This is a genomic window from Streptomyces sp. AK02-01A (assembly GCF_033795305.1).
Taxonomy (GTDB): domain Bacteria; phylum Actinomycetota; class Actinomycetes; order Streptomycetales; family Streptomycetaceae; genus Streptomyces.
Window position 1 is genome coordinate 20,288 of record NZ_JARBAE010000045.1, and the last position, 14,630, is coordinate 34,917.

At 70.8% G+C, this 14,630-nt stretch carries 11 protein-coding genes; 7 read left to right on the top strand and 4 right to left on the bottom strand.

The window, feature by feature from the left end; all coding sequences use genetic code 11:
* The first annotated feature begins 58 nt into the window (after positions 1-58).
* From PV679_RS29835 to PV679_RS29845, 3 genes are read left to right on the top strand one after another with little or no spacing between them, the layout of a single operon-like run.
* On the top strand, positions 59-559 hold the full coding sequence (locus PV679_RS29835) for a cysteine dioxygenase family protein (RefSeq protein ID WP_319683681.1): 501 nt from the start codon (positions 59-61) through the stop codon (positions 557-559).
* A 60-nt stretch (positions 560-619) separates the two neighbouring features.
* Complete coding sequence (cofD, locus tag PV679_RS29840; RefSeq protein WP_319683682.1) at positions 620-1,576, top strand: 2-phospho-L-lactate transferase; 957 nt, start codon at positions 620-622, stop codon at positions 1,574-1,576.
* Positions 1,573-2,907 carry a coenzyme F420-0:L-glutamate ligase gene (locus tag PV679_RS29845; protein WP_319683683.1) on the top strand — a complete coding sequence of 445 codons (1,335 nt, stop codon included), beginning with the start codon at positions 1,573-1,575 and terminating at the stop codon, positions 2,905-2,907. Before cofD ends, PV679_RS29845 begins: the two co-directional genes overlap by 4 nt.
* A gap of 41 nt (positions 2,908-2,948) precedes the next feature.
* Here the strand turns inward: PV679_RS29845 and PV679_RS29850 are convergent, their stop codons facing one another.
* The 3 genes from PV679_RS29850 to PV679_RS29860 form a co-directional block, all read right to left on the bottom strand.
* Positions 2,949-3,887, bottom strand: a complete 939-nt coding sequence (locus tag PV679_RS29850; RefSeq protein ID WP_319683726.1) for a DNA-3-methyladenine glycosylase 2 family protein — start codon at positions 3,885-3,887, stop codon at positions 2,949-2,951.
* Between the two features lie 218 nt (positions 3,888-4,105).
* Positions 4,106-5,188 carry an NDP-sugar synthase gene (locus tag PV679_RS29855; protein WP_319683684.1) on the bottom strand — a complete coding sequence of 361 codons (1,083 nt, stop codon included), beginning with the start codon at positions 5,186-5,188 and terminating at the stop codon, positions 4,106-4,108.
* 180 nt (positions 5,189-5,368) lie between these two features.
* The gene (locus PV679_RS29860; protein WP_319683685.1) at positions 5,369-6,784 is read right to left on the bottom strand and encodes a peptidoglycan recognition protein; all 1,416 of its coding nucleotides are present in this window, start codon (positions 6,782-6,784) and stop codon (positions 5,369-5,371) included.
* Between the two features lie 127 nt (positions 6,785-6,911).
* Between PV679_RS29860 and PV679_RS29865 the strand changes: the two genes are divergently transcribed.
* The 3 genes from PV679_RS29865 (at position 6,912) to PV679_RS29875 (ending at position 11,422) form a co-directional block, all read left to right on the top strand.
* Positions 6,912-7,664: a TIGR03089 family protein gene (locus tag PV679_RS29865; RefSeq protein ID WP_319683687.1), complete on the top strand. Its 753-nt coding sequence runs from the start codon at positions 6,912-6,914 to the stop codon at positions 7,662-7,664.
* 197 nt (positions 7,665-7,861) lie between these two features.
* Entirely contained in the window at positions 7,862-9,376 is a 1,515-nt protein-coding gene (locus PV679_RS29870) for an LCP family protein (protein ID WP_319683688.1), read from the top strand.
* Positions 9,377-9,592: 216 nt separating this feature from the next.
* Positions 9,593-11,422 (top strand): LCP family protein, encoded by a 1,830-nt coding sequence (locus tag PV679_RS29875; protein WP_319683689.1) that lies wholly within the window; start codon positions 9,593-9,595, stop codon positions 11,420-11,422.
* A gap of 151 nt (positions 11,423-11,573) precedes the next feature.
* On the opposite strand, the gene PV679_RS29880 is transcribed toward PV679_RS29875, so the two are convergent.
* Positions 11,574-12,614: a glycosyltransferase family 2 protein gene (locus PV679_RS29880; RefSeq protein WP_319683690.1), complete on the bottom strand. Its 1,041-nt coding sequence runs from the start codon at positions 12,612-12,614 to the stop codon at positions 11,574-11,576.
* Positions 12,615-12,975: 361 nt separating this feature from the next.
* Between PV679_RS29880 and PV679_RS29885 the strand changes: the two genes are divergently transcribed.
* On the top strand, positions 12,976-14,547 hold the full coding sequence (locus tag PV679_RS29885) for an LCP family protein (protein WP_319683727.1): 1,572 nt from the start codon (positions 12,976-12,978) through the stop codon (positions 14,545-14,547).
* Positions 14,548-14,630 lie beyond the last annotated feature (83 nt).

Consider the following 14,630-nt stretch of genomic DNA (forward strand, 5'->3'; position numbering starts at 1 on the left):
TCGCGCATTGCTCCGTGACACCCCCTCACATCTTTTCTGCCGAGGATTCACCGCACCCATGAACAGCGACAGCGACCTCCAGATCGCCGGCGACCTCCTTGAGGTCCCGCACCTTCTCCAGCCCGCCCGCGAGCACCCGGCGACCGTGGCCGAATTCGCCGGCCTCGCCCGCACCCTCGCCGGTGACCGCGCGCAGTGGGCCCCGCTCGTCCAGTACGACGCCACCAGCCGCTGGTACCACCGGCTGCGCACCGGCCCCGGCTACGAGGTGTGGCTGCTCTCCTGGGTGCCCGGCCAGGGCAGCGGAGCGCACGGCCACGGCCCGTCCTCGGGCGTACTGACCGTGCTCGCCGGTGAACTGACGGAGCGTACGGAGCGCGGCAGCCGGGCGCTCGCGCCGGGCGCACAGCGCGTCTTCGCTCCCGGCTATGTCCACGAGGTCGTCAACGACACGATCGAACCGGCCGTGAGCCTGCACATCTACTACCCGGGCCTGACCGAGATGCCGGCGCACTCGGCCCGCTGCGCCCCGGCCGCCCAGGAGGCCGTACGCGCCTGAGACCCGCAGGCCCCGACCACCACCCCCGATCGGGCGGCTCTCGGCTGAGACACTGTCCTCATGCGCATTGTGGTTCTGGCCGGCGGTATCGGCGGCGCCCGCTTTCTCCGTGGCCTCAAGCAGGCCGCGCCCGACGCGGACGTCACGGTGATCGGCAATACGGGTGACGACATCCATCTGTTCGGGCTGAAGGTCTGCCCCGACCTCGACACCGTGATGTACACCCTCGGCGGTGGCATCAATGAAGAGCAGGGCTGGGGGCGTACCGACGAGACGTTCCAGGTCAAGGAGGAGCTCGCGGCCTACGGCGTCGGACCCGAGTGGTTCGGCCTCGGCGACCGCGACTTCGCCACCCATATCGTCCGCACCCAGATGATCGGCGCGGGCTATCCGCTCAGCGCCGTCACCGAGGCGCTCTGCGCCCGCTGGAAGCCGGGCGTGCGGCTGCTGCCGATGTCCGACGACCGCGTCGAGACGCATGTCGCCGTCGATGTGGACGGCGAACGCAAGGCGGTGCACTTCCAGGAGTACTGGGTGAAGATGCGGGCGTCCGTGGAAGCCCAGGCGGTCGTCCCGGTCGGCGCCGACCAGGCGAAGCCCGCGCCGGGAGTACTCGACGCCATCGCCTCCGCCGACGTCATTCTCTTCCCGCCGTCCAACCCCGTCGTCAGTATCGGCACGATCCTCGCCGTCCCCGGCATCCGGGAAGCCATCGCCGAGGCGGGCGTACCGGTCGTCGGCCTCTCGCCCATCGTCGGCGACGCGCCCGTGCGCGGGATGGCCGACAAGGTACTGGCCGCCATCGGCGTCGAGTCGACCGCCGCGGCCGTCGCTCTGCACTACGGGTCCGGGCTGCTGGACGGCTGGCTCGTCGACACCGTGGACGCGGCCGCCGTGGCCGAGATCGAGGCCGCGGGGATCCGCACCAGGGCCGTCCCGCTGCTGATGACGGACGTGGACGCCGCCGCCGCGATGGCACGCGAGGCGCTCACGCTGGCCGAGGAGGTACGGGCATGACGTCGTACCGCGTCCGCGCCCTGCCCGGACTTCCGGAGGTGCGTCCCGGCGACGACCTCGCGAAGCTGATCGCGGCCACCGAGCCCGGCCTGGTGGACGGCGACATCCTGCTGGTCACCTCGAAGATCGTCTCCAAGGCCGAGGGCCGGATCGTCGAGGCGGCCGACCGCGAGGCCGCCATAGACACGGAGACGGTACGGGTGGTCGCGCGGCGCGGTCCGCTCCGTATCGTCGAGAACAGGCTGGGTCTGGTGATGGCGGCGGCCGGAGTCGACGCCTCCAACACCGCCCCCGGCACGGTGCTTCTGCTGCCCGAGGACCCGGACGCCTCGGCGCGGACGATCCGGGACGGGCTGCGCGACGCGCTCGGCGTGGACATCGGCGTGATCGTCACGGACACCTTCGGCCGGCCCTGGCGCAACGGCCTCACCGATGTGGCGATCGGCGCCGCGGGAGTGCGGGTCCTGGACGATCTGCGCGGCGGGACGGACGCCCACGGCAATCCGCTGAGCGCCACCGTCGTCGCCACCGCCGACGAACTGGCCGCCGCGGGCGATCTGGTGAAAGGCAAGGCGGAGGGCCTGCCGGTCGCCGTGGTGAGCGGTCTGCCGCACCTCGTGGCCGGATCCGGCGGTTCCGGCGGTCCCACTGGTTCCGGCGACACCGGGCCCGGCGACGGTGCGCGAGCGATGGTGCGGGTCGCCGCGGACGACATGTTCCGGCTCGGCACGTCCGAGGCGGTACGGGAAGCGGTCACCCAGCGGCGCACGGTCCGGGAATTCACGGACGAGCCGGTCGACCCGGGCGCGGTCCGCCGCGCGGTCGCGGCGGCCGTCACGGCGCCGGCCCCGCATCACACCACGCCGTGGCGCTTTGTCCTCCTGGAGTCCGCGGAGTCCCGCACGCGGCTGCTGGACGCGATGCGTGACGCCTGGATCGCGGATCTGCGCCGCGACGGCAAGTCCGAGGAGTCCGTCGCCAAGCGCGTCCGCCGCGGCGACGTCCTGCGCGGCGCGCCGTATCTGGTCGTGCCGTGCCTGGTCATGGACGGCTCGCACACCTATGGCGACCGGCGCCGGGACGCCGCGGAGCGCGAGATGTTCGTGGTCGCGGCCGGCGCGGGCGTGCAGAACTTCCTGGTGGCGCTGGCGGGTGAGCGGCTCGGCTCCGCGTGGGTCTCGTCGACGATGTTCTGCCGGGAGGTCGTACGGGACGTGCTGGACCTGCCTGTGAACTGGGACCCGATGGGCGCGGTGGCGGTGGGCCACGCGGCGGCCCCGCCGAAGGACCGGCCGGCCCGGGAGGCCGGGACGTTCATCGAGGTGCGCTGACCTGCTCGTACCGCCGTGCGGGCCCGCACGGGCGCCACGCGCTACAGACGGGCGATGTTCCGGACCGGCATGCGCGGAGCGCGGCGCGGCGGAGCGTGACCGCCGAGCAGGATCAGCCGGGTCGCGCGGTGGCGCTGGCCCGCGTACGGAGCGAGCAGCTCCAGCATCGCCGCGTCGTCCGCGTCCCGGTCACCCGCGAGCGCGTGGCCGACGATGCCCGGAAGGTGGAGATCGCCGACGGTGACGGCGTCCGGAGCGCCGTTCGAACGCTGGAGGACCTCCGCGGCGGTCCAGGGACCGATGCCCGGGATCAGCTCCAGCCGGGCGGCGGCCCGCTCCAGGTCCATCGCCGCGGCCTCCTCCAGCCGGCGGGCGACACGGACGGCGCGCAGGATCGTCGAGGAGCGCTTGGCGTCGACACCGGCCTTGTGCCACTCCCAGGACGGGATCAGCGCCCAGGTCCGCGCGTCCGGCATGACATGGAGACCCTCGGCGGCGCCGGGTCCCGGCGCGGGCTCTCCGTGTTTCCGGACCAGCAGACGCCAGGCGCGGTACGCCTCGACGGTGGTGACCTTCTGCTCCAGGACGGACGGAATCAGCGACTCCAGCACGAGCCCGGTGCGGCAGAGACGCAGTCCCGGACGGTGCCGCAGGACCGTGACGAACAGGCGGTGGCGCGGAGTGAACGCCTCCGGTTCGTCGGACTCGCCGAGCAGCTCCGGAAGCTGTTCCAGCATCCACTCCGCACCGGCGCCCCAGGCCTCGGCCTCCACGGCGCCGCCGCGCGCCACGACCCGCAGCGTGCCCGGACCGGCCGGCGTCCTGGCCGTCCGCCAGACGGAACCGTCGGAGCCGGCCCGGAAAGTCGGATCGCCGGGCCCCCGGCGCAGCGGTCCGAGGACGAGTCCGAGATCGTACGGTCCCGCCGGAGGCGTCCAGCGTCGCCGGATCCCGTCCACCGGACCGGAGGGACGCGGCACGGACGGCCGCGCGTGCGCCTTCGGCGTGGGACGGGATCGGGGAACGAAGCGGCCTGCCACGGATGAGGTCCTCGGGGGTCGGGGTCTCTCCCGAGAGTAGGCGGTACGGCCAGGCGCGGCCGGGGCGGGAGGTCATCCTGCCCGGATCTGCTCGTCCTGCCCGGTCTGCTCGTCCAAACCGGTCTGCTCGTCCTGCCCGGTCGCTCGTCCTACTCGTCCTACTCGTCGGAGGAGAATCGCACCGACGCCGGCGGGAGGATCGCGTCGCACCAGACGCGGACTCCCTCCCGCAGTTCGTTGTCCGCCCCCACCTGGGCGCCGTCTCCGACGACCGCGCCCGTCAGCACCGTACGCGCGCCCACCCGCGCGCCCGCGCCGATCAGCGAGTCCGTGATCACCGCGCCCTGTTCCACCACAGCGCCGTCCAGCACGGCGCTGCCGGTGATCCGCGCTCCCTCGTGGATCACCGCGCCCGCGCCCACCACCGTGCCGCCCGTGAGCTTCGCGTCGGGCGCCACGGAGGCCGTCGGCAATATCAGCCGGTCGCCGCAGCGGCCGGGGACCGCCGGCGACGGGGCCCGGCCGAGCACCAGGTCGGCCGAGCCCCGGACAAAGGCGTGCGGCGTGCCCAGGTCCAGCCAGTACGTGGAGTCGACCATGCCCTGGAGATGCGCGCCCGCGGCCAGCAGATCCGGGAAGGTCTCCCGCTCCACCGAGACCGGCCGTCCCGCCGGAATGGAGTCGATCACCGAGCGCCGGAACACATACGCGCCCGCGTTGATCTGATCGGTGACGATCTCCTCCGGTGTCTGCGGCTTCTCCAGGAACGCCGTCACGCGTCCGCTCTCGTCCGTCGGCACCAGCCCGAAGGCCCGCGGGTCCTCGACCCGCGTCAGATGCAGCGAGACATCCGCTCCGGACGACGCGTGCGTCGCGACAAGCGCCTGGATGTCGAGGCCCGTCAGGATGTCACCGTTGAAGATCAGCACCGGATCGTCCGGGCCGGAACGCAGCCTGGAGGCGACGTTGCGTATCGCCCCGCCCGTACCGAGCGGCTCCCGCTCGGTGACGTACTCCAGACGCAGCCCGAGTGACGAGCCGTCACCGAAGTACGGCTCGAAGACCTCGGCGAGATAGGAGGTGGCGAGGACGATGTGTTCGACGCCCGCCGCACGCGCGCGGGCGAGCTGATGTGTGAGAAACGGGACGCCCGCCGCCGGGATCATCGGCTTGGGAGTGTGCACCGTGAGCGGCCGCAGCCGGGTGCCCTTGCCGCCGACCAGGAGGATCGCTTCTGTCACCGTGTCGTCTCTGCTTCCTGCTGGGGCCGGCGCTTTCGCATGTACGCATATACGTACCCGTGTACACGCGTACATGGGACCGGCAGTGTATGCAGCCTGTGCGGTGCGTCCCGGGCCATTGCCTCGATCAGCGGGCCCCGATCGGCGTCTCCTGTCGCTGGTGCGGATCAACGGCGCTGCTCAGCGGCCCTGGTACCAGGCCGACGAACTGCGCGCCTTGCCGAGCTTCTCGTAAAGGCGGGTTCCTGGACATTCGGTGGCGAACCCGTCCCGGTGTCCCGAGATCGTATTGAGCCTGACCCGCATGCCCCTCCGGTACTTGTCGCTCCCCGCCGATGTGAGTGTGACCTTGCCGCGCGGGTTGACTCCGTACATCCCGAGCTTCCACGCGGTGAGCCTGGCGATGGCGGTCGTGGTGGCCGCCGGTGGTTTCATCCGGTTGTACGTTCCGAGGACGGCGATGCCCATGCTGTTCGTGTTGAAACCGAGCGTGTGAGCACCCACGACGGACCTGGCCACTCCTCCGGCCCGCCCTTCGTAGATGTTTCCGCACCGGTCGATGGCGAAGTTGTAGCCGATGTCGCGCCAGCCACTGCTCTTGACGTGGTAGCGGTAGATACTGCGCAGGACGGACGGCGACTGCGCGCAGTGGTAGTTGTTGCCCGTCCCGGTGTGATGGACGAAGGCCGCCTTGACAACGGATCCGGTGTAGCCCAACTCCCGCTCGCGCAGCCGCTCGTTCGCACCCCAGCCACGGCGCGTGATGATCCGCGGGCGCGGGCCGACATGCGGCCGCGAGTAACGGAGAGCGGCCATCGTCTGCTTCCTGGACAGGGCCGGGATCTCGGTGCCACCGCGAATGGTGAGACCCGCGTTGGCGGACCTGGCGTCGTTCGGGACGCTCGCGCCGAGTGACCGGTGCTGTCTTCGCGGCGGACGCCCGGCGTCGCCGACGATGTCGTCCGGAGTCACCCCGATCTCCGCGACCGTCCCGCCGGAGGACGAGGAGCCATTGCCCGGGTCGACCAGTTCCAGGCGCAGCCCCTCGGGCAGCCGCGTGCGCGGCGGTCCGGCCGCGCCCGGCCGGCCGGCGGCCCGCACCCGGACCTCGACGCCGTCCGAGCCGCCGACCCAGAGCGGAGCGGTGGAGCCGCGGACCGTTCCGGAGTCGCGCTCCTCCGTACCGCGGTCGGCGCCGTGCTCCTGATTGTGTGTCTCCAGTTCCTGCCAGTGGGACCATCGCCGCGTCCCGGACGCGCGGGTGCGGACCTGGACCCTTCCGTTGAGTTCTTCGTCGGCGTTCTCCCAGACGAGGCCGAGCAGCGAGAAGGACCTGACATCACGCCGGTTCAGGCCCTGCCGCGCGGCGGAGCCGAGCGCCCGGTCCATGCCGAGAGAGGCCAGCGGAAGCGACTGGGTGGAGCCCGGCGGTTCCGCCGTGTCCGGCGGGACGGTGGGCTGGGAGGCCGCCCGCTGGTGTACGGCACGCGGGACGGCGGCCCCCGGAGCGGCGACCGCGCCCGAGGGCAGCGACAGCGGGAGGATCAGGGCCGCGGTGCACGCGACACCGATCGAGGTTGCAAGGTAGGCACGCATGTGGTGATCCTGGCGGCGTCCCGACGGTCCCGCCCGCTGGGAAAACTGACGGGCCGTCGGGCCAACCGGTGGGCGCCGTCACCGGTACGGCGGTGGGCGAGCGGCGCGGCGGCGTACCCTTTCCCGCGTGAACGCCAGCGACCGCACCCCCGCCGACCTGCTGCGATCCGCTCTCATCACGGATCCGGCCCGCCCCTTGGTCACTTTCTACGACGATGCCACCGGTGAGCGCGTCGAATTGTCCGTGGCCACATTCGCCAACTGGGTGTCCAAGACCGCCAATCTGCTCCAAGGTGACCTCGCCGCGGCTCCGGGCGACCGGCTCGCGCTGCTGCTGCCCGCGCACTGGCAGAGCGCCGTCTGGCTGCTCGCCTGCTCCTCCGTCGGTGTGACGGTCGAGATCGGCGGCGATCCGGCCGGCGCCGATCTTGTCGTCAGTGGCCCCGACACGCTGGACGCGGCGCGCGCGTGCCGCGGCGAGCGGGTGGCGCTGGCGCTGCGGCCGCTGGGCGGCCGTTTTCCGCAGCCGCCGACGGGCTTTGTGGACTACGCGGTCGAGGTGCCGGGCCAGGGCGACCGCTTCGCGCCGTACGCTCCGGTGGATCCGGACGAGCCGGCGCTCGTCGTCGACGGCACGGAGCTGACGGCGGACCAGATCGTCGCGCGTGCGCGGGCGGACGCCGGAGAGCGCGGTCTCGCGCCCGGCTCACGGCTGCTGTCCGGGCTCTCGTACGACAACTGGTCGGGCCTGTCGGCCGGACTGTTCGCGCCGCTCGCGGCCGGTGGTTCCGTGGTGCTCTGCCGTCATCTCGAACAGCTCCCGGCGGCAGCGCTCGAAAAGCGTTTCGAAAGTGAACGAGTGACCGACAAGGCGGTTTGACCGCCGCCGGGCAGGAAAGATGACAAGCCGCCGGAGGCCACTCGACCGGCGCACAGCGGGACCCGGGATGATCAGGATCGGCACTCAACCGCAGTACATGATCGGCGATACGTGCCTCCCGCAGCACAACCAAGCGCGGGGTTCGCCCGTCTACCCCAGCGACCGGCGGCCCAGCGCGCCGCCGACGCCTTGTAAGGATGGACGCAGACGTGACCGACAGTGCTGGCACGCCGGCCGAACCTGAGACTCCGGCCGCGAACGAGCCGGCGGCAGGGACGCCTGAGCCCGACGACGACGCGCCGGCGCGCGAGACGGCGCGCGCAGGCGCCGACACGCCCCCGAGCGAGCGGACGACACGCGAGGAAGCGACGGACGGCCCGGCGGTGGCCGAGGCCGCTCCGGACACCGACTCCGGCAACGCCACCGCGACCGCCCCGGACGCCGATCCCGGCAGCGCGACCGCGACCGCCGGAAAAAACGTCCCTTCTGGCCTCAACCGCAAGAGCCACTGGCTCCGTTGGACCGCCCTCGGAACCTCCGTCGTCGTGCTCGCCGCCGCCGCTGCCGGCTGGTGGGTCTACGAGAAGCTCGACGGCAACATCACCACCGACACCACCGCCGCCGCCGAGCTGCGGACATACGAGAAGGACCGGCCGACGCCCGTCGTCCTGAACGCGCAGAACATACTGCTCCTCGGCTCCGACACCCGCTCCGGCGAGGGCAACGGCAAGTACGGCCGGGACGACGGCGGATCACAGCGTTCCGACACCACGATCCTGCTGCACCTCGCCGCCGACCGGCAGAGCGCCACGGCCGTCTCCGTCCCGCGTGACCTGATGGTGGACATCCCGAGCTGCCGCAAGCCGGACGGCACCCGCACCGAGGCGCGTTTCGCACAGTTCAACTGGGCCTTCGAGTTCGGCGGCGCGGCCTGCACGATCCGTACGATAGAGAAGCTCACCGGCATACGGGTCGACCATCACATGGTGATCGACTTCAGTGGCTTCAAGGACGTGGTGGACGCGGTGGACGGCGTCCAGGTCTGCCTCAAGGAGCCGGTGGACGACAAGGAGGCGCAGCTCAAGCTGCCCGCCGGCACCCCGACCCTCAACGGAGAGCAGGCTCTCGGCTTCGTACGCGCCCGTCACGGCATCGGCGACGGCAGTGACACCCAGCGCATGGACCGGCAGCAGCGTTTCCTCGGCGCCCTGTTCAAGAAGGTGCAGAGCAACGGAGTACTGCTCAATCCGACCCGGTTGTATCCGGTGCTGGACGCGGCCACCAAGGCGCTCACCACCGACCCGGGGCTGAACAGCCTCCAGGACCTTTACGATCTGGCGCGTTCCATGCAGAGCGTCCCGACGGAGAAGGTGCAGTTCCTGACCGCTCCGCGCGAGCCCTACAGCGCGGACCCGAATCGCGATCAGCTCCAGCAGCCCGACGCCGGAAATCTTTTCAAACAACTGCGCGACGACGAGCCCGTCTCGGTCTCACCGTCCGGGAAGTCCGGCGACTCCGGCGACTCCGCCAAGAGCGAGAACTCCCGGAAGAGTTCCGAAGACACCACCGGCGGCACAAGCACCGACGACGGCGGAAGCGGCGAGGAAAACAGTTCTTCGACCGACGAGAAGTCTGGCGATTCCGCACCGGGAAACACCGGCCGGGTTCCGACATTCTCGGGCTCAAATGCCGCTCAGGGCTTGTGCGATTAGAACGACGAGCGAAAAGAACCCGTCCGCCACGGAGATTGGGCGGAGCGTCGGCTTGTAATGCGTGTGGAATTTGTCAAGGTCGTCGTCCGATGCCGAACTGTGCAGATAGTGTGACGTGATCCGTGCATCCGTGAGTTCACGCACTGCCGGATCGAAAGACCGAGCGCCTTCGGGGGAAGGCGCCTCGCGTGGCACCGACGGAGGATTCAAGCAACCGTGGATGCGCAAGACCGTGGACAGGCGGGCGAATTCGACTCCGCCGATCAGTGGGTCCTCAACCCGCGGACCGGCACTTACGAACTGCGGCTGGACCGATCCTCGGAGCAGTCCGCCTCTTCCCGTCCGCGCGGCGCCGGAGGAGGCGCGCCGCGGCCGGACGCCCAGGACACGGGCGGCCCGCGTAACAACGCCACACAGAACGGTTCCGCGCGAACGTCCTCCTCCCAGGCCGAAGCCCAGGCCGAAGCCCGGGCCGAAGCCGGACCGGGCCCGGCGCCCGGGGCCGCCGAGGGCGTCGCCGCCGTGTCGCGCCCCGATCTGCCGGCGCAGCGCAGCCGCCGCGCCCGGGACGCGGCCGACGCCGCCATCGCCGCCGGCCGACGCAAGCGCAGACCCGGGAAGCCGGGCAGGAGGAGAGCGCTGCTGTGGACCGGCGGCATGCTGGCGTTGCTGATCGCCGGCGGTTCGGTCGGCTCGTACCTCGTCTACCAGCACCTCAGCGGCAATATCGACACGATCGACATCGGCGGCGCGGGCAGCGGCGGCTTCAAGAAGGACCGGGCCGTCAATGTCCTGGTGATCGGCACGGACAAGCGGACCGGCTCGGGCAACGAGAGTTACGGCGACAAGGACAGCGTCGGCCATGCCGAGACCACGATCCTGTTCCATGTGTCCAAGGACCGTACGAACGCGACGGCGCTCTCCATCCCTCGCGACATGATCACCGATATCCCGGACTGCGTCACCAGGACACCGGACGGCACCAGAGTCATCGCCGGGACGGCGGAGACCCGGTTCAACCAGAGCCTCGGCCAGCTCGACCGCGATCCCGGCTGCACGATGCGTACCGTCACGAAGATCACCGGGCTGACGGTCGATCACTTCATGATGGCCGACTTCAACGCCGTCAAGACACTGACGACGGCCCTGGACGGCGTCGAGGTCTGTCTCGCCAAGGACGTCGACGACCCGTCCTCCCGGCTGCGGCTGACCGCGGGCGACCACAAGCTCCAGGGCGAGCAGGCGCTGGCCTTCGTACGGACCCGTAAGAGCTTCGGCAACCGCAGCGATCTCGACCGGATCCAGACGCAGCAGCAGTTCCTCGGCTCGATGATCAGGAAGATGAAGTCCGGCGACACCCTCACCAGTCCCGGCAAGCTGTGGAAGCTGGCGGAGGCCGCGACCGAGGCGCTCACGGTCGACACCGGCATCGGGACGATCGAGAGGCTCCGCGATCTCGGCGCCGAAATGGCCAAGGTGGACCCGAAGCACATCACCTTCGCGACCGTGCCGGTGGTCGACAGCGAGGACGGCGCGACCGTGCTGCTCAACAAGGCCGAGGCCGAGCCGCTCTTCGCGATGATGCGGAGCGACACCTCTCTGTCCGAGGTGAAGCACCAGGAGGCGTTCGCCAGGAGCGAGCGGAAGAGGCTCCTCAGAGGTCCCAGGGCGGACCCGGCCGACGTACGGGTCGATGTGTACAACGGCGGTGGTCCGCAGGGCGCCGCGCAGGAGACGCTGGCCTGGCTGCGGAACGACAAGGACGTACCGAGGTCCGCCAACCGGGGCAACGCGCCGGCCGGAGTGCCCAGGACCACCTTGGAGTACGCGCCGGACCAGGCCGACCAGGCCCGCGCGCTCGCGGACATGATGGGCCTTCCCGCCGCCGCGCTGAAGCGGATGGCCAAGGACCGGGCCGGACACCGGCCGATGTCGCTGACTCTGGGACCGGACTTCAAGGAAGCGGGAGTGTCCGTCGGCGGACCGGCGGAAGTGCCGGACGGAGTACAGCGGATGGGAGCCGACAAGCGCGTCTGCGCCAAGTGACGCCTGGTCAGCGGCGCGGCCGGGCTCTCACCAATGGTCGGCGCCCGGGGCCCGGAAGAGCGGGCCACGGACGCCGTACAGCCGGATCACGGCGCGGAACGGCAATCAGACGGCGCGTCAGACCGGACGGCGCGTCAAACCGGACGGAGCGTCAGACTGCGGTGGTGTCGGTCCGCACCGGCGAGCGGCGGCTCGCGATGACCTTCTTCGCCAGCGAACGAGGGCTGGTCAGAAAGCCGTATCCCCACGACATGTGCATCGTGGCCAGCGCCACCGGGATCTGGAGCCGGGCCTTGAGCGGCAGGCCCTTGCCCGCCGGGACCGAGCCCGCGGCCATCGCGGCGAGATAGCCGGCCGGGACGACGAGGCCCCAGGGCGTGAGCACCACGCCGACCACGACACCGGCGACGATCGCGCAGACGGCCGTCGGCGGAGCGAGATAGCGCAGGTTGATGGAGCCGGAGTGGTAGCGGGCGACGACATGCCGCCAGCGGCCGTACTCCTTGTACTGCTTGGCGAGCGCCCTGACCGAGGGACGGGGCCGGTACTGGACCCGCAGCTCGGGAGAGAACCAGATCCCGCCGCCGGCCTCCCGGATACGGAAGTTCAGCTCCCAGTCCTGAGCGCGGATGAACTCCTCGTTGTAGCCGCCCTGCTGCTCCAGCGCCTCGCGCCGGAAGACACCCAGATACACGGTTTCGGCGGGCCCGGCCTCGCCTCCGGTGTGGAAGGCCGCGTTGCCGACGCCGATCTTCGAGGTCATGGCGGCGGCGACCGCGTTCTCCCAGTCGTTCTCGCCCTCGGCGTGCATGATTCCGCCGACGTTCTGCGCGCCCGTCTCCTCAAGGAGTCTGACGGCGGTCGCGATGTAGTCCGGCGAGAGCATGCCGTGGCCGTCGACCCGGACGACGACGGGATGCCTGGACGCCTTGATCGCCGCGTTCAGCGCGGCCGGCGTGCGGCCGGACGGATTCGGGACGGTGCGGACTCGGGCCCGCTCGTTGGACGCGGTCTCCCGCACCAGTTCCGCGGCGATCTCGTCGGTACGGTCCGTGGACGGGCCGAGCGCGATCACCACCTCCATCTCGCCGTCGTACTCCTGCTCCAGGATGTGCCGGACGGAGTTCCTCAGATGGCGTTCCTCATCGAGCACCGGCATGATCACGGAGACTGCGGGCGGCAGGGCAGGCATGTGGTCCTTCGGGGGTCCTTCGGGCCCGGGGACCGGCCTCGGCCAGGGCTTCACACGGACCGTGGCCGGCCTTCGGGAGACGGCGGTATGACCGCCACGTTACCGCGAACGGGGGACAGCGACGCGCGCCGCCCTGTCGCCGTCCCGTGTCGCTGATCGTATCGGCCTACCTTGCTCACGGTCCCTCGTCACCGCAGTCACCGCTGTCACCGCGGAGGTGTTTCCCGTGCCCACGCCGCCCCGCTCCTCCGGCCGCTCCGCCCACCGCTCCTCCGACAGTTCCCTCCGCCGGTCCTCCTCGCTGCCGCGACCCGCCGGCCGTCCCGGTCCGGGCCGACGGGCCAAGCGGCCGCGCTGGGGCATGCGGCTGGCGACGACCCTCTCCGTGCTGGTGCTGGGCGCCGGCGGCATCGGTCACGCGGTGATGACCAGCCTCAATTCCGGTATCGGCCGAGTGGACGCGTTCAAGGACATGAAGAACCGGCCCGACGAGGGACACGGTCTGAACTTCCTCCTCGTCGGCACCGACGGCCGCGACAAGATCACGGAGAAGGAGCGGCAGAAGTACCGGCTCGGTGGCGCTCCCTGCCACTGCACCGACACGATCATGCTTGTCCATCTCTCGGAGAACGGCGAGCGGGCCAGCGTGGTGAGTGTGCCGCGCGACAGCTACGCGGAGCTGCCGGAGCACACCGATGTGACCACCGGCAAGCACCACAAGCCCCATCCGGTGAAGATCAACGCGGCGTACGCGGAGGGCGGGCCGAATCTGACGGTCCGGACCGTCGAACACCTGACGGGCGTGAAGATCGGCCACTATCTGGAGGTCGATTTCACCAGCTTCATGAAGACGGTGGACGCCCTCGGCGGAGTGGAGATCTGTACGCCACGGCCGCTGAGCGACTCGTACACAGGACTCGATCTGACGCCCGGCACACACAAGCTGGACGGCGGGCAGGCGCTCCAGTACGTACGGTCCCGGCATGTCGACGGCACCGCCGACCTCAGCAGGATGGAGCGCCAGCAGCGGTTCGTGGCGGCTCTGATCAGCCGCGCGACCAGCAGCGGAGTCCTGCTGAATCCGGTGAAGCTCCGGGACATCGCCACGACCATGCTGAGCTCGGTCCGGGCCGACTCGGCCTTCGGTACGGAGGAGATGCTCGCGGTCAACGAGGCGATGCGCGGCTTCTCTCCCTCCGCCGCGGAGTTCACCTCGGTGCCGGTCATCGGTAACAGCGTCGCGGTCAAGGGCATCGGCGCCACGGTGCGCTGGGATCCGGTGAAGTCGAAGAAGCTCTTCCAGGCGCTGCGCGAGGACAAGCCGCTGACACCGGCGGAGACCTCGCGCACGCCGCGGCCGGACGAGACCACCGAAACCTTGGCGAACCAGGCGAGCCTCCGGAGCCCTCGGACCTCGCTGAGTCCTCCGATCTCGCCGAGCCCTCCGATCTCTCAGAGTCCGCAGATCTCTCAGAGTCCGCGGATGTCTCAGAGCCCGCAGGCCGCCGAGAGCCGGCCTGGCGATGTCCCGGGCGAGCCGAGCCCGGGGCCTCGGGGCGACGTCGCGCTGGTCGATGTGAAGCCGCAGCGGATCCGGGTGCAGGTCATCAACGGGACGCGGACGGACGGACTCGGCAAACAGGTGGACGACGCGCTGCGCGCCACCGGCTTCGACACCACCCGCGCGCCCCTCACCTCGGACGGGCGCGACGCGCGGCGCACGGTCGTGCTGTACGACCCGCGCTGGGACCGCTCGGCGAAGTCCCTGGCGGCCGCACTGCCCGGCAGCGAGCTGCGCGCGGTACGGCAGCAGGGCCCGGTGCTCAAGGTGATCGCGGGGTCGGACTACAAGGCCGTGCGGCCCGTACGAGTGGAGGAGCCTCCGAAGGGCCAGTTCGGCACGGTGACCGGAGACCAGGTCGTGTGTCCTTGACCTGCTCGTGTGTCCTTGACCTGCTCGTGTGTCCTTGACCACAGGCACACGCACGGTCCTGGACGCGGCTCCGGACGGCGCGG

What these genes read in the sequence shown, in the direction of transcription:
- PV679_RS29835 (WP_319683681.1), top strand. Translation starts at nt 59, where the DNA reads ATGAACAGCGACAGCGACCTCCAGATCGCCGGCGACCTCCTTGAGGTC.
- cofD (WP_319683682.1), top strand. Translation starts at nt 620, where the DNA reads ATGCGCATTGTGGTTCTGGCCGGCGGTATCGGCGGCGCCCGCTTTCTC.
- PV679_RS29845 (WP_319683683.1), top strand. Translation starts at nt 1,573, where the DNA reads ATGACGTCGTACCGCGTCCGCGCCCTGCCCGGACTTCCGGAGGTGCGT.
- PV679_RS29860 (WP_319683685.1), bottom strand. Translation starts at nt 6,784, where the DNA reads ATGCGTGCCTACCTTGCAACCTCGATCGGTGTCGCGTGCACCGCGGCC.
- PV679_RS29870 (WP_319683688.1), top strand. Translation starts at nt 7,862, where the DNA reads ATGGACGCAGACGTGACCGACAGTGCTGGCACGCCGGCCGAACCTGAG.
- PV679_RS29880 (WP_319683690.1), bottom strand. Translation starts at nt 12,614, where the DNA reads ATGCCTGCCCTGCCGCCCGCAGTCTCCGTGATCATGCCGGTGCTCGAT.
- PV679_RS29885 (WP_319683727.1), top strand. Translation starts at nt 12,976, where the DNA reads ATGCGGCTGGCGACGACCCTCTCCGTGCTGGTGCTGGGCGCCGGCGGC.